This window comes from Dokdonella sp. (assembly GCF_019634775.1).
In the GTDB taxonomy this organism is placed as follows: domain Bacteria; phylum Pseudomonadota; class Gammaproteobacteria; order Xanthomonadales; family Rhodanobacteraceae; genus Dokdonella.
In genome coordinates this window covers 620,160-638,435 of record NZ_JAHCAS010000002.1, presented here as the reverse complement: position 1 = coordinate 638,435, position 18,276 = coordinate 620,160, and the positions used below count along the sequence as shown (strand labels likewise).

16 protein-coding genes are annotated in these 18,276 nt (G+C 64.8%); 5 read left to right on the top strand and 11 right to left on the bottom strand.

From position 1 onward, the window contains the following. Positions 1-19 precede the first annotated feature (19 nt). From KF907_RS13620 to cmk, 7 genes are all read right to left on the bottom strand, one after another. On the bottom strand, positions 20-1,837 hold the full coding sequence (locus tag KF907_RS13620) for a nucleoside-diphosphate sugar epimerase/dehydratase (protein ID WP_291221255.1): 1,818 nt from the start codon (positions 1,835-1,837) through the stop codon (positions 20-22). A gap of 52 nt (positions 1,838-1,889) precedes the next feature. Then, a complete protein-coding gene (locus KF907_RS13615) occupies positions 1,890-3,032 on the bottom strand; it encodes an MraY family glycosyltransferase (protein ID WP_291221159.1) in 1,143 nt (380 codons plus the stop codon). Positions 3,033-3,038: 6 nt separating this feature from the next. Next, on the bottom strand, positions 3,039-4,211 hold the full coding sequence (lapB, locus tag KF907_RS13610; protein WP_291221158.1) for a lipopolysaccharide assembly protein LapB: 1,173 nt from the start codon (positions 4,209-4,211) through the stop codon (positions 3,039-3,041). After that, entirely contained in the window at positions 4,208-4,504 is a 297-nt protein-coding gene (locus tag KF907_RS13605; RefSeq protein ID WP_291221156.1) for a LapA family protein, read from the bottom strand. Before KF907_RS13605 ends, lapB begins: the two co-directional genes overlap by 4 nt. A 50-nt stretch (positions 4,505-4,554) precedes the next feature. After that, positions 4,555-4,863, bottom strand: a complete 309-nt coding sequence (locus KF907_RS13600; RefSeq protein WP_291221253.1) for an integration host factor subunit beta — start codon at positions 4,861-4,863, stop codon at positions 4,555-4,557. Between the two features lie 87 nt (positions 4,864-4,950). Continuing rightward, entirely contained in the window at positions 4,951-6,621 is a 1,671-nt protein-coding gene (gene rpsA, locus KF907_RS13595) for a 30S ribosomal protein S1 (protein WP_291221153.1), read from the bottom strand. A 180-nt stretch (positions 6,622-6,801) separates the two neighbouring features. After that, the gene (gene cmk, locus KF907_RS13590) at positions 6,802-7,485 is read right to left on the bottom strand and encodes a (d)CMP kinase (protein ID WP_291221151.1); all 684 of its coding nucleotides are present in this window, start codon (positions 7,483-7,485) and stop codon (positions 6,802-6,804) included. Positions 7,486-7,740: 255 nt separating this feature from the next. On the opposite strand from cmk, the gene KF907_RS13585 reads away from it, so the two are divergent. The 5 genes from KF907_RS13585 to azu all read left to right on the top strand — a co-directional run bounded on the left by KF907_RS13585 (position 7,741) and on the right by azu (position 13,536). Continuing rightward, positions 7,741-8,370, top strand: coding sequence for a TetR/AcrR family transcriptional regulator (locus KF907_RS13585; protein ID WP_291221150.1), 630 nt, complete (start codon positions 7,741-7,743; stop codon positions 8,368-8,370). 187 nt (positions 8,371-8,557) lie between these two features. Beyond that, positions 8,558-9,616, top strand: coding sequence for a DmsE family decaheme c-type cytochrome (locus KF907_RS13580; protein WP_291221148.1), 1,059 nt, complete (start codon positions 8,558-8,560; stop codon positions 9,614-9,616). Positions 9,617-9,631: 15 nt separating this feature from the next. Beyond that, on the top strand, positions 9,632-12,103 hold the full coding sequence (locus tag KF907_RS13575) for an MtrB/PioB family outer membrane beta-barrel protein (RefSeq protein WP_291221146.1): 2,472 nt from the start codon (positions 9,632-9,634) through the stop codon (positions 12,101-12,103). Then, positions 12,100-12,867: a c-type cytochrome gene (locus KF907_RS13570; protein ID WP_291221144.1), complete on the top strand. Its 768-nt coding sequence runs from the start codon at positions 12,100-12,102 to the stop codon at positions 12,865-12,867. The genes KF907_RS13575 and KF907_RS13570 overlap by 4 nt, the downstream gene beginning before the upstream one ends. 57 nt (positions 12,868-12,924) lie before the next feature. Beyond that, the gene (gene azu / locus KF907_RS13565; protein ID WP_343214760.1) at positions 12,925-13,536 is read left to right on the top strand and encodes an azurin; all 612 of its coding nucleotides are present in this window, start codon (positions 12,925-12,927) and stop codon (positions 13,534-13,536) included. 71 nt (positions 13,537-13,607) lie between these two features. On the opposite strand, the gene aroA is transcribed toward azu, so the two are convergent. The 4 genes from aroA to serC are packed head-to-tail and all read right to left on the bottom strand — an operon-like array spanning position 13,608 to position 18,248. Beyond that, entirely contained in the window at positions 13,608-14,924 is a 1,317-nt protein-coding gene (gene aroA / locus KF907_RS13560) for a 3-phosphoshikimate 1-carboxyvinyltransferase (protein ID WP_291221142.1), read from the bottom strand. Then, a complete protein-coding gene (gene hisC / locus KF907_RS13555; protein ID WP_291221141.1) occupies positions 14,921-16,024 on the bottom strand; it encodes a histidinol-phosphate transaminase in 1,104 nt (367 codons plus the stop codon). Before hisC ends, aroA begins: the two co-directional genes overlap by 4 nt. Next, entirely contained in the window at positions 16,021-17,130 is a 1,110-nt protein-coding gene (pheA, locus tag KF907_RS13550) for a prephenate dehydratase (protein WP_291221139.1), read from the bottom strand. Before pheA ends, hisC begins: the two co-directional genes overlap by 4 nt. A gap of 32 nt (positions 17,131-17,162) precedes the next feature. Continuing rightward, the gene (gene serC / locus KF907_RS13545; RefSeq protein WP_291221137.1) at positions 17,163-18,248 is read right to left on the bottom strand and encodes a 3-phosphoserine/phosphohydroxythreonine transaminase; all 1,086 of its coding nucleotides are present in this window, start codon (positions 18,246-18,248) and stop codon (positions 17,163-17,165) included. Between the last annotated feature and the right edge of the window lie 28 nt (positions 18,249-18,276).

The following is an 18,276-nucleotide window of genomic DNA, read 5'->3' as shown; positions in this document are numbered from 1 at the left end:
GGCGATACTCGTGGTGTGGTCAGGAAGGACGTGCGAACGGCAGCACGGTGGCGGCTTCGTCGCAGCGAGGGTCGAATTCGGGCAACAATTGGTCGATGACGCGGCGCAGTGCGTCCTCATCGAAATCACGCACCGCCAATTCCGCTTGACGCATCAGCGTGCTCAGCAATGGCCAGGCCATGCTGCGCGGCTGGGCGAGGAAGATCTTCGCGTGCGCGGTCGACTGGTAGTTTTCGAGGGGATGGAACAGTTCCTCGAACAGCTTCTCGCCGGGGCGCAGGCCGGTATATGCGATGGCAATGTCGCGTTCGGGTTGTTTGCCGGCCAAACGGATCATTTGTTCGGCGAGATAGGCGATCTTGACCGGCTCACCCATGTCCAGGGCAAAGATCTCGCCACCCCGACCGAGTACGGCAGCCTGCAGGATCAACTGGCTGGCCTCCGGGATCGTCATGAACCAGCGCGTGATCTCCGGGTGCGTGACCGTCACCGGTCCACCCTTGCGGATCTGCTCGCGGAACAACGGCACCACCGAACCAGCGGAATCAAGCACATTGCCGAAACGCACCGTAATGAAGCGCGTGCGCGATTGAGCAGCGAAATTCTGGCACCAGATCTCGGCTGCTCGCTTGCACGCGCCCATGATGCTGGACGGATTTACCGCCTTGTCGGTCGAGATCAGTACGCAGCACTCCACACCATGTCGATCGGCCGCTTCGGTGACGACCTTGGTGCCGAGCACGTTGTTGCGGAACGCCTCGCGCAGCTGATCCTGCAGCAGCGGGACGTGCTTGTAGGCGGCGGCATGGAACACGACTTGCGGACGCGCACACTGGAACGCACGTTCGCAGCCCGACTCGTCGCCGCAGTCACCAAGACGCGGGTCGAGCAGCAAGTCCGGGAACTCAACGCGCAATTCCTGTTCGATGCGGTAGAGGTTGTATTCGGACACATCGATGATCGTCAAAGCGGCTGCACCGAGGCGTGCTACCTGGCGACACAGCTCCGAACCGATCGAACCACCACCACCGGTGACGAGCACGCGCTTGCCCGCAAGCCCGGTACGGATCGCCGTCCAGTCGAGTTGTACGGGTTCGCGGCCGAGCAAGTCCTCGATCGCGACTTCCTTGAGTTCACCAAACAGCGAACGTCCGGCGACGACATCGGCCAGGCGTGGCATGGTGCGGAACGGCAGGCCGGTCATCTCGCAAAAACCGACCACGCGCTGCATCTGCGCGCTGGTCGCCGACGGCATGGCGATAAGCAGCATCTGTGCGGCGGTTTCGCGCGCGAGTTCGGGCAGGCGCTCAAGTGCGCCGAGCACCGGTACTCCGTGGATGCGGGCACCGCGGATCTGCGCGTTGTCATCGAGGATGCCGACCGGACGGTAGCGGTTCTCGCGCACCAGGTCGCGTACCAGCGCATCGCCGGCGCGTCCGGCACCGAGCACGAGCACGCGCATCATCGGCGAACGCGAGAGGAAATCGAGGCGATTGTCCTTCCAGTAACGCCAGGCCAGGCGCGGCACGCCGAGCAGGACGGCGAGCACGAACGGGTAGACGATGAGCACCGTGCGCGGAACCGTGGCAATGCGGTTGTAGAGGAACAGCGTCACCGTGATCGCCAGCGCTCCGAGCACGGTCGCGCGAAGGATGTTCCACAGGTCAGGCAGACTGGCGAAGCGCCACAAGCCCTTGTACAGGCCGGTAATCCAGAACACGACGCCCTGCGCGGCAAGCACGAGCACGACCTCGGGTCCGAACCAGGCCGGATCGGGACGCGCGGCCTCGAACGACCAGCGCAACGAGCCGACCGCGGTCCAGGCCAGCCACACCATCGCCAGATCGTGGGCAACGACCGCGAGTCGCGGATGGATCAGGGCGATGAGTCTATCCAGCACACGCACCTCTGACGCGAAGTCGTGCCTGCTTCAGGCAATGGCGTTTGCCGAGCATCCACACCAGCAGGGCCAGCGCATGCACCCCTGCAACGAGCGGTACGGCAGCGGCAATGTCCGACACCCAGTCGCGGACGAAGACGCGCGCACTCGGCCCTACGCCATCGATCGCTGCTGCCGGATCGCGGTTCATCCACCACACCACCGGCACGACGATGCAGGTATTCCATCCCATGTAGGCGGTGACGACCTGCGCATGGCTCCAACCCGAGCGGACCAGCCACTGGTAAAGATGTTCGCGGTGCGGACTATACCAACGACGGCCGCGCACGACGCGCAGGACGAGGGTCGCCGTCGCATCGGTGACAAAGCCCGAACAGAGCACGAGCCCGGTTCCGAGGGCGATGTCCGGGCGTTGAAGCAGCCAGATCACGGCGACTGCCACGAGCAGTCCCAGCGTGCCACTGCCGACATCGCCCATGAAGATCCGTGCACGCGGAAAATTGAACGGGAGAAAGCCGAGCACTGCGAAAGCGGCGACGACGAGGATGCACTCCTCATCCGCCAGCCACGGATAGGGCGCTGACATCAGCAGCGCACCGGCCACAAACACGAAGACAGCCTGAGCAGCCAGCAGGCCATCGATGCCATCCATGAAATTGTGCAGGTTGATCGACCAGACCACGCCGAGAATGCCGAACAACAGCACGATACCCGCCTGCAACCAGTACCCGTCGATGTCGAGCCATGCCGGCCACTGCTCATAGCCGGCCAGCACGAGGAAGCCCGCGATCCATTGCGCGAAGAAGCGGACCCAGCGCCCAAGTCCGCGATGGTCATCGATCCAGCCGACCGCGGCGACGACGAGAATCGCCAGCGTGATCAGTACGGCAACCAGGCGCTCACCGCCGAAGCCTTCGAGCACGGCCGGCAGCATCGCGCAGCCCAGCACTGCCACGACGATGCCGATGCCACCACCGCGTGGAGTCGGCACGACGTGCGAGCGCCGCCGCCCCGGTTCGTCGATCAGCTTGCGCGATCGTCCGTATCGGATGCCGGCATGGGTGAGCAGAGCCGATACGAACAACGCGGCCACGCAGGCCATTGCCCAGGACGGCTCACCGAGAAGACTCATGCCTGCCTATTCACCCACGACGCCATGGATCGGCCGCACCGACGCCCAGCTCTTGCAACTTGGACACTGCCAGTGGTGTGCCTTGGCACCAAATCCGCAGCGCGAGCAACGGTACATCGCCTGGCCCTCCAGCAGCTTGCGCGTGAGGTCGCGTTGGATCAGCAGGTTCTCGCGCACTTCGCCCTGAGCGGTGTGCAGATTCACCTCGATCAACGCCATCAGTGCGCGCACCGATGGCCGCTGCCGCAGCTGCCGGGTGAGAAACTCGATCGCAGCAGGTTCGCCGTGCGTGCGTGCATAGAGCTTGGCCAGCGCGAGCACCGGCGACACGCCCGGATAGCGCTCATTGATCTGCAGCAGGAACTCCTCGGCACGCTGCATGCGTCCGGCGCGCGCATAGCAGTCGAGCAACGGCGATAGCACCTCGGGCACATAGTCGACATCCCGCTCGGCGACGCGTTCGAAGGCTTCGATCGCCGCGTCGAGGTGCCCCTGCTGAGACTCCAGATGTCCAAGGATGATGCTCGCCCGTACGCTTTCCGGCTGCGCCGCGAAGGCCGCATGTACCGCCTTGCGCGCGCCGTCCAGGTCGCCGCGCGAGCGCGCCTGTTCGGCAATTTCGCAATGAAACTGGGCGATCACTGCGACCTGCGTCTCCCCGGTGACGCGCTCAAGCTTGTGGGCGTGCTCGATCGCCTTGCCCCAGTCGCGTTCGTGCTGACAGATGGCAATGAGGTGGTTGAGTGCGGACGGCGCCAGCGCGTCCATCGCAACGAGGTCGTTGAACAGTGTTTCGGCGCGATCGAGCAGACCGGCGCGCATGTAGTCCTCGCCCAGTTCGAGCAAGGCTATGGTCTTTTCCTCGTCACTCAAGCCCGGCCGCGCGATCAGGTTCTGGTGCACGCGGATCGCGCGGTCGACCTCGCCACGGCGACGGAACAGGTTGCCGAGGGCAAGATGCGTCTCGACAGTGTCTCGGTTGAACTCCGCAAGCTTGAGAAATACCTCGATCGCCTTGTCCTGCTGCTCATTGAGCAGGTAGTTGAGGCCGCGAAAATAGTTCGTCGACAGCTCGCTGACGCGCGCGCCGGAGGTGCGCTCGCTGCCGCGCCGCGCTACATACCAGCCGGACAGCGCGGCCAGCGGCAGCAAAAGGAAAAGCAGAGGAAGGCCGCTCATGTGTCCCCGCGATCGCCGTCGCCGCCTTCCTCACGCGCCAAAGTGGCGCGCAGCTCGCGCAACTGGCGTCGCGACGCGGCCAGTTCGCGACGCAGGCGCGGCACGCGCAGCGCCCACACGACGAGGCCACCGGCGATCCATCCGACCAGCAGCGCGACCAGTACCACCGCGCCTTTGGGCAATTCAAATGCGAAAAAGTAGAGATCGAAAGCGACACGCTCGGCATTCAGCGCGCCGAACACGGCACCGAACACGGCGAACAAGAGGACCAGCACGACGGCACCGAGACGCATCGTTCGAGCACTCCGGGAAGCGACGACCGCAGCGGACGACCGCGGCGAATTCAGGTCTGCGCGTCAGGATCGGCGACGGCTGCCCCGTTCACGCGCTCGCGCAGCTCCTTGCCGGGTTTGAAGTGTGGCACATGCTTGCCGGGCAGCGCGACCGCATCGCCAGTCTTCGGATTGCGCCCCATGCGCGGCGGACGGAAATGCAGCGAGAAGCTGCCGAAACCGCGGATCTCGATGCGCTCACCTGTGGCGAGCGCCTGCGTCATCTGCTCGAGCAGACTCTTGACGGCGAGTTCGACGTCACTGGCCGGAAGATGTTGCTGACGCACTGCCAGCACCTCGATCAGTTCCGACTTGGTCATTGCTGGACGCATGTTCGGGCTTTCCAGAAAAGCGCCCACCTGACGGTGGGCGCCTGGGCATCAGTGGCACTCGCGCACCACCCGCGATCAATCGCGGTTGAACTTTTCCTTGAGCAGGGCACCGAGTTGCGTGGTCGCACCTGCGTTGCCCTGGTAGTCCTCGAGCACCGACTGCAGTTCCTCGTCGTCCTTGGCACGGATCGAGAGTTGCAGCACGCGCCCCTTGCGGTCCATGCCAGTGAACTTGGCCTCGACGGTATCACCAACCTTCAGGTGCTGGGTGGCGTCGTCGATGCGCTCCTTGGCGATGTCGTTGGCGCGGATGTAACCCTCGACACCATCACCCAGATCGATCGTCGCGCCACGCGCGTCGACTTCCTTGACCGTGCCGGTAAGGATGCTGCCGCGCGGATTGCTCGCCATGAACTGGCCGAACGGATCCTGCTCGAGTTGCTTGATGCCGAGCGAGATGCGTTCGCGCTCCGGATCGACGGCGAGCACGACCGCCTCGACTTCGTCGCCCTTCTTGAAATTGCGCACGAGATCCTCGCCCGCGGTCGCCCACGAGATGTCCGAGAGGTGCACGAGGCCGTCGATGCCGCCATCCAGGCCGATGAAGATGCCGAAATCGGTGATCGACTTGATGCTGCCCGAGACCTTGTCGCCCTTCTTGTGGATGGCAGCGAACGCTTCCCACGGGTTGGCGCGGGTCTGCTTGATGCCGAGCGAGATGCGGCGACGCTCCTCGTCGACATCGAGCACCATGACCTCGCAGTCGTCACCGACCTGCACCAGCTTGGCCGGATTGACGTTCTTGTTGGTCCAGTCCATCTCGGACACGTGCACGAGACCCTCGACGCCCGGCTCCAGCTCGACGAAGCAGCCGTAGTCGGTGACGTTGGAGACCTTGCCGACCAGGCGCGTGTTGGCCGGATAGCGGCGGCTGATCGCAACCCACGGATCCTCGCCGAGCTGCTTGAGGCCGAGGCTGACGCGATTGCGCTCGCGATCAAACTTGAGCACGCGCACGTCGAGTTCGTCGCCGACGTTGACGACCTCGCTGGGATGACGCACGCGCTTCCACGCCATGTCGGTGATGTGCAGCAGACCGTCGATGCCACCGAGGTCGACGAACGCACCGTAGTCGGTGAGGTTCTTGACCACGCCCTTGATGACTGCACCTTCCTGCAGGCGGTCGAGCAGCTGCTCGCGCTCGACGCTGAATTCGCTCTCGACGACCGCACGGCGCGAGACGACGACGTTGTTGCGCTTGCGATCGAGCTTGATGATCTTGAACTCGAGCTCCTTGCCCTCGAGGTACGACGGATCACGCACCGGGCGCACATCGACCAGCGAACCCGGCAGGAATGCGCGGACGTCCTTGATGTCGACAGTGAAGCCGCCTTTGACCTTGCCTGAGATGCGGCCGATGACGCTCTCGTTCTTCGAGTGGATCTCCTCGAGTTCGTCCCAGACGAGCGAACGCTTGGCCTTCTCACGCGAGAGCACCGTCTCGCCGAAACCGTTCTCGATCGAGTCGAGCGCAACCTTGACCTCGTCTCCGACGTGGATTTCGAGTTCACCCTGGTCGTTGCGGAACTGCTCGATGGGAACGACGCCCTCGGACTTCAGGCCGGCATTGATGACGACCACGTCGGAGCGGATTTCCACGACCGTGCCAAGCACGATCGAGCCTGGCTTGAGCTTGGCGATCGACTGCTGGCTCTGCTCGAACAGGTCGGCAAAGCTTTCGGTCATGGTGGATTCGGCGAGACTTGCATTCATTGGGTTGGGTTTCCTGTGGGGACACCAGGCCGGCCCGGGCGTGGCCCGTGGCCACGTTGACGGTTCCGACCCACCTGTCGGGGGCATGGGTCACATGCCGTTGCTGTTACCGGCGCACGCGGCGCCGGACCGTTGATTCCCTTTTGCGTACGCTCAGGCGACAGGACGGACGACAGCGAGCACGGCGGCGACCACGCCGTCGACCGCAATACCCGTGGTATCGATCGTCAGCGCATCGTCGGCCGGCCTCAGCGGCGCCACCGCTCGGGTGGCATCGCGCTCGTCGCGCGCCTGAATCTCGCGCAAAAGGGCGGCAAGGGTAACATTCAACCCCTTGTCCTTCAACTGCTTATAGCGTCTGCGCGCGCGTTCGTCGGCACTTGCGGTGAGGAACACCTTATACGGCGCATCGGGGAAGATGACCGTACCCATGTCACGACCGTCCGCGACCAGGCCGGGCGCCTTGCGGAAGCCGCGCTGCTTGTCGAACAACGCGCTGCGCACCGACGGATACGCCGCGATCGCAGACGCCGCCGCCCCGGCGGTCTCGGTTCGCAGCTCGTCGGTGGCGTCATGGCCATTGACGATCACACGCGTCTCGCCACCGTCCTTCGGTGCGCGGAACGCGATCTTCGCCGCCTCGGCCATGCGGGTGACTGCATCGGCATCGGTCAGGTCGATGCCGGCCATGCCAGCCGCATAGCCGACCGCACGGTAGATCGCCCCGGAATCGAGCAGGTGCCAGCCGAGTTCCTCGGCGACGAGGCGGCTGATCGTGCCCTTGCCTGAACCGGAGGGACCGTCGATCGTCAGTACCGGAATCGCGTTGCTCGGCATGGTGCGCAAAGTCGGTGGGGAGCCGCGATTGTAGCGGGCACATGGGGCCGGGGTGGGGATCAAGCGAACGGGTGGCTCTCGCTGTGCAGCCAACCCACAACGCTGGGGGATGACGCGGAAACGCCGCCCGAAAATCGGCATAGTGCGGACCGGGACCGTGCTCCGTTCCCCGCGCCCCGGTTCGTTCTCCCGTTTTTCAGCGCACAGCCATCAATGAACAGCCCTGCACTCCCCCCTCGAGACAACACCGCTCCCGTGCACGAACGCCGGAAGGTCGACCTCGCCAGACGCGGCGAAGAACGTGCGGAGATGTTCCTGCAGTCCGCGATCGAGGTCTTCCTTGAAAAGGGGTATCGCCAGACGCGATTGAGCGACATTGTCGCCCGGGCCGGAGGCTCATACGCCACCCTGTACCGCGCCTATGGCGACAAGGAGGGACTCGCCCGCGCGATCATGGAGCGCGGCATGAATGCCTTCGACGAAGCGCAGGGCCTGCTTCTCGCATCCGACGCAGCGCCGGAAGCGGCACTCACGGAAACCGCCTTGCGCATGGTCGAAGTGATCCTCTCGCCGGTGCAGATCGTGATTCACCGGATCGTCATCGGCGATGGACTGGCCTTCCCCGAACTGCGCGACTGGTATTTCGAGCACGCCATCCGCCCAGCCGAGCGCGCCCTCGGCGAATACTTCCGCTGCCAACAGGTCGCCGGCAGGTTGTGCATGACATGCCCGGACGTCACCGCCAACCGCTTCTACATGGCGGTGTTTGCCCGCGCGATCATGGACAGCGTGATGGGGTTCGCCACACCTGCGGATGTGCCGCGTGTTCGAGAGGAAGTCCGCAAGGCCGTAGTGATCTTCCTCAATGGCGTGCTGCCACGCTGAACATGGAAAACCGGCCCTGACCGGAGATGCATGTTGCGGCGCAGATTGACCCGGACTCGTCAGCCACCGAAAGTCCCGACTGAACTGTAATCGACATTACCAAACGCGCGAGGCATTTCGCGCGGGTCACGCAGTTCTCCAGCCAGCCGGCTTTGATCGGCCAGCCAGAACAAGGGGGTAACGGGTGATGAGGCTCCTGCCGAACCTGCTGTTAGCCATGACCGCAGCGGCGGCCATCGCCGTCATCGACTGGGCAGAACCACTCGCCGCCCAGCCGGCCCCGACGTCCACGGCACATCTCCAGCTCCCCGGCGGGGCGCTCGAAGGCAACACACGCGCCGCGTCGATCGCTGCCGCAGCACCAGGCTTTGCCCGGGCATCGCTGCCGAACAATCCGCGGCATCCCGACGCCAAGGCCGTCGGCCAGCAAGTGTGCATCGCCTGTCATTCGCGCGAGAACGAGACCTTCGCCCACACCATCCACGCGCTCGGCATGAACGTGGCGTACGCCGCCGATCCTGCTGCGCCGACCTGCGAAGCCTGTCATGGCCCCGGCTCCCGGCATGCGCAGCATCCGACCGAGGCTGGCGCGATCATCGCTTTCACCCACAACGGCGGTACCCCCGCCGACGTCCAGGCCGCCACCTGTCTCGCCTGTCATGCTGGCGGTCCGCGTGACCATTGGCTCGGTTCGGTGCACGAACGCAACGAGCTTTCATGCAGCGACTGCCACAACCCGATGGGCAAGTTCTCCACCGAAGGGTTAATGGCCAAGCAGTCGATCAATGAAACCTGCGCAACCTGCCACAAGGACATCCGCCAGCAATTCAACCGCCGCTCGCACATGCCCCTGCCTGAAGGCCAGATGGCCTGCGTCGACTGCCACAACCCGCATGGCACGCTCAACGCAGCCCTGCTGAAGACGGATACCGTGAACGAGACCTGCTATCAGTGCCATGCGGAGAAGCGTGGCCCGTTCCTGTTCGAACACGCCCCGGTACGCGACAGCTGCCTCAACTGCCACACGCCGCATGGTTCCAACCAGCACGCCCTGCTGGTGGCGCCGATCCCCATGCTCTGCCAGCAGTGCCATACGCATATCAATCATCCGAATGACCTGACCACGACCGCCGGACTGATGACCGGAACGGCACCCGACTGGCGAGTGATGTCGCGCGGCTGCATCAACTGCCACGCCCAGGTCCACGGCTCCAACAGCCCGTCCGGACCGAGATTCCACCAGTAACTGGAGGGGGACAGCATGTACGCCCGCCTGGGTCTGCCTCACCGTCCGTTGGTCGTCTTGCCGCTGATCGCCGCGATCGGCACCGCACTTGCGCAGGACAGCGGCCTCGGCGTCGACCTGCAGTTTGGAAACGATCTCGACCCGAGCGGCATGGTCGGAACCGCCTGCGATGCCGATGGCGCGACCTGGCTGCTGGCCGAGCGCAAGCGCACGCCGACGGGATTCCTCTACGACTGCGTCCCCGCTGCCGATGACTACCGGGAACGCTGGAATGAATGGTTCCTGCGCGGCTATCTCGGCCTCGGTTATCTGGGACTCGGTGGCGACGAGGGCTCATCCACCTGGAGCCGCTTCAACGGCTTCGACGACGGCCCGATCTTCGGTGCGCGCGTCGACATGGTGCGCCCCGGCGACGGCAGCTACCTCGACTTCCGCGCCAGCCGGATCGACGCCGACAGCGAGTACTACCGCCTGGTCGGCGGTCGTGCCGGCGAGTACCGCGTGCAGCTGTTCGCGCGCAGCCAGGACAACGTGCTCAGCAGCAACGCGCAGTCGCTGTGGAGCAACCTCGGCGCGCAGAACCTGGTACTCAAGCCCGGCCTGGTGCGAGGCGCCACCTCGCAGGCGCAGCTCGATGCGTTCATGGCAGCGAACCCGGCCTCGCGGATCAGCGTGTCCCGCGACAAGCACGGCCTCGGCCTCAACTGGTTTCTCGATCCGCGCTGGACGGTGTTCTTCAATGCCAGCCACGAAAGCCGCGAGGGTTCGCGCCCGTTCGGTGGCCCGTTCTCGTTCGGCCGTCTCGTCGAAGTGCTGCGTCCGATCGACGACAGCACCAGCAACTTCAATGGCGGGCTGCGCTTTGCCGGCAACGACTGGCGCATGGAGTTCACCTATACGGGCTCGTTCTTCCGCAACGGGATGGACCATTTCACCTACGAAATGCCCTACACGACCAACAACAACAATCCGGTCGGACTGTTCTCGTACGAGCCGGAGAACGACTACCACCGCATCGGCGCCACCTTCACCCGCAAGATCCGCGCGAAGTGGAACGGCGAGTTCTCGCTGGTCGCGGCATTGACCAGCATGCGCCAGGACGAAGCGCTCGTACCCGGCCTGCTGGCCTGTACCGGCATGCTCAATGCCACCATCAACTGCAACAACTGGAACACGCCCGCCGCGCTGTCGCGCAGCAATGCCGACCTTGGCATAGACAACCAGCGCCTGGCGGGGAAACTGGTCCTGCAGCCTTCTCGCAACCTCACCTGGCGCAGCCAGCTCAACTTCCTGCGCGAGGACTACGATGGCACCTATGTCGCCTACAACCCGTTGACCGGCCAATACGGCTACATCGGCGAGAACGGCGCATTCCCCAACACCACCTGGATGCCCGGCGCGTCCAACAACGTGCACATCGGCAACCTGCCGCTGGACAAGGAAACCCTGGAGTTCAGCTCAGGCGTCGATTGGCGCCTTGGCAACCGCAACACGCTGGGCGCGACCCTGGGCCACACCCGCATCGAACGAACGAACCGCGAGTACGACGTCACCACTGACGACAGCCTGAAGCTGACCTGGGTCAACCGCAGCAACGACTGGCTCACCCTGCGCGTCAACTACGCCTTCCTCGACCGCCGCGGCGATGACTACAACTTCGACCCGTACGAATTCATGTACACGCACCATGCGCCCGGGTTCGTCGAACCGGCCAACGGTGTCGCCCCGCACACGACCACGGCCTTGCGCAAATACGACGTCGGCGAGAAACGCCAGAACAAGCTCGACTTGATGACGACCTTCGTGTTGCCGAACGACATGACCGTTTACGCCTCGGTCCGTGCCGAGGACAACGACCACGACGCGCTGATCGGGCGCTACGGCTACGACACGATGGCGGCCAGCCTGCAATGGGAATGGCAGCCTGGCACAGCGACCACGGTCAGTGCCTGGTATGCCTACGACCGCTCGAAGCTTCGCGTGGCGAACACCAACGACGTCAACACGGGGCGCGATCCGGGTTTGGGTGGCACCCCTCCTGCCAACGGAGGCAATGCCGCCTACCCGGATGGATACCGCTGGTGGATGAGCGATACACAGCGCAACCATACCCTTGGCTCGAATTTCAGGCATCGCATCGGGCGTGCCACGCTTGATCTCGATTGGAGCTACATCCGCGCGAAGGGCATTACCGCGTGGGTCGCCGAAACCAGCTTCGCCAGTCCGACCGCAACCGTCGCCGGTCTGTCCGGCGCCTTCCCGGACATGACCTATCGGGTCAACTCGCTGAGTGCATCGCTGCACATGCCGGTCGGACAGCGTACGGCCGTGCGCCTGTTCGGCAACTGGGAGCGTGGCCGGGTATTCGACTGGCACTACGCCGGCTTTGACAACGACCGTACCACCGGCAATCTCATCTACATCGACGGCGGACCCGAGGACTACAACGCCCGCCTGTTCGGGGTGATGATGGAGGTGAAGCTGTGAAACCGAACCTCCGATCCACACGGGCGCACTCGCTGCTCCTTCCGATCTGCGCACTGGCTGCTGCGCTGTGCGTCGGCACCGCTTGCGCGACGAACGCCGACACGGCAGCCGAGGCCAACCATGACTGGTTCGATCTGCGCCGGCAGGCAGCGCCCCCAGGAAACATAGAGGCCGGACGCGCCAAGGCCTTGCTGTGCGCCACCTGCCACGGCCCCACCGGAGCCACTTCGGTCGCGCCGATGATCCCCAACGTGGCCGGCCAAAGTGCCAGCTACCTGTATTGGGAACTGCTCGAATACAAGCGCGGCACCCTGCTCGAATCACCAATGACCGTGTTGACCGGTGAAGTCACCGAAGAGGACATCCGTGATCTGGCCAGTTTCTATGCCGTCCAGACTCCCGAGCCACAACCAGTCGACGACAGTGTCGAACCGCCTGGTCCGGAGGTCCTCGCACGCGGTGAGCATCTGTACATGAACGGCGACCCCGCGCGCGGCATCCCGGCCTGTCAGGGTTGCCACGGCGCCGACGGCCGCGGCCCCGCGTTTGCAGACCTGCGCGACAGCCGTGGACACACGCCCTACGCTGCTTTCCCGGCCTTGCGCGGGCAGCGCGACGTCTACCTTCAGGCCCGCCTGACCGCGTTCCGCGAGGGCAGGATGCGCTACTCGACCACCGATTTCGTGATGACCGGAATCGGACGGCAACTCGACGACGACAGCATCCACGCGCTGTCGGCCTGGCTGTCGAGTCTGCAACCCTGATGCCTGCCCAAGGCGACCCCGCGACGGGTGTATCGTCCTTAACGGAATCATCAAGGCTTGCTGAACGGCGTACCGAGTCTTGATCGCAGTCAAGGCACGGCCCGCCGTTCCATCCCAACATCCGTCCCGACATGCGGCTTCGGATCCATGCAAGGCGGTCGACCGCCCGGGCGAGATCCGTGCCGCAGCGCCCTCCACTTCCACATCTGCCAGGAGATTCACATGATCCGCCACCTGCTTGCCGCCGCCGTACTGCTCGTTGCTGCCCCCCTCGCCGCGGCCGCGACCTGTTCTGTCGAAATCGAAAGCAATGACGCGATGAAGTACAACCTCGCGAACATCGACATCAGCAAGTCCTGCAAGGACTTCACGATCAACCTCAAGCACGTCGGCAAGCTGCCCAAGGCCGCCATGGGCCACAACGTGGTCATCGCCGCGACTGCCGACATGGCGGCCGTGGCTTCTGACGGCATCAAGGCCGGTGCTGCCGCCGAGTACATCAAGGCGGACGACGCCCGCGTGATTGCCCACAGCAAGATGATCGGTGGTGGTGAAAGCACCAGCATGACCTTCCCGGTGGCCAAGCTCGCCGCGGGTCCGTATTCGTTCTTCTGCAGCTTTCCCGGTCATTCGGCGCTGATGAAGGGCACCATCACGCTCACACCGTGATCCACACGGGTCAGCCTCCGGACCAAAGCCCGGGTCGAAAAAGGCGTGGCGGTGATCCGCCACGCCTTTTTTCATGCCCCGATCGATGACAGACCGAACCCGCAACCATTCGCCATCTCGACGAATCCGGGAAACGAAGTAGCCACGTTGGCACAGTCCGTGATGCGGACGGGTGCCGCGGCAACGAGGCCGGCGACGGCGAAACTCATGGCGATGCGATGGTCACCGTGGCTGGCGACCTGGCCACCACCGATCACTCCGCCGACGATGTCGGCACCATCCGGGGTTTCGGCGATATCGACGCCGAGCGCACGCAGACCGGTCGCCATCGTCGCGATGCGGTCCGACTCCTTGACCCGCAATTCCGCTGCACCGCGCACGCGCGTCGTGCCACGTGCCCCCGCCGCGGCAATGAACAGCGCCGGGAACTCGTCGATCATGTCGGGCACGAGTTCGACCGGAATGTCGATGCCCCGCAGCGGCGCGTGGCGCACCACGAGGTCTGCAATCATCTCCCCGCATCGTTCGCGGCGGCGGCACTCACTGATGTCGGCGCCCATCAGGCGCAGCGCCTCGAGCAGTCCGGTGCGGCGGGGATTCAGGCCGACATCGCGCAGGATCAGCTCCGATCCGGGCACCAGGCTCGCGGCAACGAGGAAGAACGCCGCTGACGAGAAATCGGCCGGCACGACGACATCGGTGGCGACGAGGCGATGGCCACCATGGAGGCGCGCCCAGCCTGCGCCGAAGGCGATCGGCCAGCCGAATGCCGCGAGCATGCGCTCGCTGTAGTCGCGCGTCGGGTGGATCTCGGAGATCTCGGTCTCGCCCTCGGCATACAGCCCGGCGAGCAGGACCGCCGACTTGACCTGGGCGCTTGCCACCGGCGGCCGACAATGGATGCCACGCAGTACGCGACCACCGTGGATGCGCAACGGTGGCAACCCTGCCTCGCCCGCCTCGATCGACGCCCCCATCGCGACCAGTGGCTCGATCACGCGGCGCATCGGTCGCCGCGACAGCGATTCATCGCCGATCAGAACCGAATCGAAACTCTGGCCTGCGAGCAAACCGGCAAGCAGTCGCATGCCGGTGCCGGCGTTGCCACAGTCGATCGGCTGTGCGCTGGCGGCAAGACCATGCAGACCGACACCGTGCACGATGCGCCGCGACGCCGACGGCGTCTCGATGCGCACGCCCATCTGCGCGAATGCGCGCGCGGTGGCACAGGTGTCTTCGCCTTCGAGGAAGCCGTCGATCGTCGAGCTGCCGTCGGCGAGTGCGGCGAACATCACGGCACGGTGCGAGATCGACTTGTCGCCCGGCACGACGAGTTCGCCGGCCAGACCGGCGGAGCGTGTGCTGGTCCAGTCGATGCGTGCGCTCATGGCAAGGCCGCCAGCAGGCGTTCGTTCTCGTCGCGACGACCGATGCTGATGCGCAGGGTGTGACCGAGCCCGTAGCCGCCCATCGGCCGCACGATCACGCCGCGTGCGAACAGGTGCTGTTCGAGTCCGGTGGCGTCGCGGCCGAGATCGACGAGCAGGAAATTGGTCTGCGAAGGTAAGACCTCGTAGCCACGCGCGGCGAGTTCGCCGGACAGCCAGGTTCGTTCGGCGAATGTCCAGGCACGCGCCTTTTCGAGATGCTCCTGATCGGACAGCGCGGCCTCCGCGGCGGCAAGCGCTATCGCGTTGACGTTGAAAGATTCACGCAGGCGTTCGATGACCGCGACCACGCCTGCATCGGCGACCAGATAGCCGACACGCAAGCCGGCCAGGGCGTGCGCCTTCGAGAACGTGCGGGTGACAACGAGGTTCGGGTGGCGTGCGACCAGATCGAGCGCACTGCGCGGGCCATCGTCGTCGACGAACTCCTGGTAGGCCTCGTCGACGACGACGAGAGCTGTTGCCGGCACACGTTCGAGCAGGCTGGCCAGTTCGCCTTGCGCGAACCAGCTTGCGGTCGGGTTGTTCGGGTTGGCGAGGAAGACCAGGCGTGTGTCTGGCCTGACCGCGGCGGCGATGGCATCGAGGTCATGGCCGTAACGTCGCACATGTTCGCGCGGATAGGCCGGCACGCGGATGCCCTCGGCACCGGCCGCGGCCGTGGCGATCGGAAACACGGCGAAGCCGAACTGCGAATACACGGTGGACGTGCCTGGCCCGGCGAAGCACTGTGCGAGCAGCATCAGCAGCTCGTGCGAACCGTTGCCTAGCGCGATGCGATCGATCGCAATGCCGAGCTGCGCGGCCAACGCCTGCTTCAGCGCCCCGCCCTTCGGATCGGGATAGCGGTACGCCTCGCCGATCGCCTCGCGCATCGCCGCGACTGCGCGCGGACTCGGCCCGAACACGTTCTCGTTTGAACCCAGCTCGGCCAGCAGCGCACCATGAGCACGCCGCAGCGCCGGCAAGTCATGGCCAGGATCGTAGGCATGCAGCGCCGCCGTCGCCGCGTTGGCCAGCGCAAGCGCGTCGAAACTCACGGCACCGCGACCGGGTAGGAGCCAAGCACCTTGATCTGCGCCGAGTGTTCGACGAGTTCGGCCAGTGCCTGTTGCATCGGCACGTCGTCGACATGACCGGCAAGATCGATGAAGAACGCATACTCCCACTTGGCCTGATGCGAAGGCCGCGATTCGATGCGGTTCATGCTGACCCCATGGCGTGCGAACGGGCTGAGCACGTTGAACAGCGCACCGGGTTGGTCCTTGATGAATACCAGCACCGAGGTGCGGTCGTGGCCGGAAGCGGGGAACAACTGGCGGCCGAGCACGAGGAAACGCGTGGTGTTGTCCTTGTTGTCCTCGATCGGGCTCATGATGACCTTGCGCAGTCCATAGACATGGGCCGCCGCCTCACCACCGATCGCCGCGGCATCATCGGCGTTGCGCGCGCGGCGCGCTCCCTCGGCATTGCTCGACACCGGGACTTTCTCGACGTTCGGCAGGTTTCCACGCAACCAAGCCTGGGTCTGGGCAAACGACTGCGGATGCGAATAGATGCGTTCGATGTCCTCGATGCGCCCCGAGCGCGACAGCAGGAACTGGTGCACACGCAACTCGACTTCGCCGCAGATCTTCAGGTTCGAGGTGAGGAACATGTCGAGCGTGACCTGGATCGTGCCCTGGCCAGAGTTTTCGACCGGCACCACGCCGAAATCGGCATTGCCGTTCTCGACCTCGTTGAACACTTCCTCGATGCTCGCCATCGGCATGCCATGTGCTGAGCGTCCGAAGTGCTTGAGCACGGCCTGCTGGCTGAACGTGCCTTCAGGCCCGAGATAGCCGATCTTCAGCGGCTCCTGTTGCGCCAGGCAGGCCGACATGATCTCACGGAACACATGCACCAGCACTTCGTCGCTGAGTGGGCCCTGGTTGCGGTCGACGACCATGCGCAGCACCTGGGCCTCGCGCTCGGGCCGGTAGTAGTCGACGGCGGCAGCGAGCGGACCCTTGGCCAGTCCGACCTGGTGCGCCCAGCGCGCTCGCTCGGCGATCAGTTCCTGAATGTTGCGGTCGATCGCGTCGATGCGCGTGCGCACCTCGGCCAGGTTCGGGGCCGGGTCATTGCTGGTGGTGTCATCGCTCATGATTCGGTTTCCTGGAGGCGCCGGGCATGGATTCAGCCGTGGCGGCGCGCAAAATCACGCATGAAGTCGACGAGGGCATCGACGCCGGCAAGAGGCATCGCGTTGTAGATCGAGGCACGCATGCCACCGACGGCCTTGTGCCCCTTCAATGCAAGCAGACCCGCCTCCTTCGATTCGGCGAGGAACATCGCATCAAGTTCAGGGCGAGGCAGAAAGAACGGCACGTTCATCCACGAACGCGCTGAACACTCGACGCGGTTGACGTAGAAGCCAGCCGAGGCGTCGATCGCCGCATACAGGCGTTCTGCCTTGACGCGATTGCGTTCGCCGATTGCGGCAAGACCGCCTTCCGCCTTGAGCCACTTGAACACCAGCGCGGCGAGATACCAGCCAAACGTATTCGGCGTGTTCAGGAGCGAGCCATGGGCGGCGTGTTCGGCATAGCTCATGATCCTGGCGATGTCGCGCGGACAACGTTCAAGCAGATCCTCGCGCACGATCATCACGACCAGGCCCGAGGCACCGATGTTCTTCTGCGCACCCGCATAGATCAGTCCAAAACGCGAGACGTCGAGCGGGCGCGAAAGGATGTTCGAGGACATGTCGGCAACCAGGGGCACGTCGCCCGTGTCGGGAACATCGTGGAACTCGACACCGTGAATGGTCTCGTTCGGCGTGTAGTGCACATAGGCTGCGCGGGGATCGAGATCCCATTGTCCACGCGACGGGATGCACGTGTAGTTCGAATCGAGCGAAGAGGCGGCGAGGCGCACGCGCGTGTACGGCGAGCCCTCACGCACGGCCTTCTCGCCCCAGGCGCCGCTGACCACGTAGTCGGCCACGCCCTCGCGGCGCGCGAAGTTCATCGGGATCTGGGCAAAATGCTGGGTCGCCCCGCCCTGCAGGAACAACACCTTGTAGTTCGACGGCATGTCGAGCAGGTCACGCAGGTCACGCTCGGATTCTTCGGCCAGTGCCATGAATTCCTTGCCGCGATGGCTGACCTCCATGACCGAAGCGCGCGCGCCGCCCCATTCGAGCAACTCCGCCTGGGCCTGGCGCAGGACTGCCTCCGGAAGCGCCGCCGGGCCGGCACTGAAGTTGAAACCTCGTGTCACGGAATATCCTCTGGGCACCCCGGCAAGC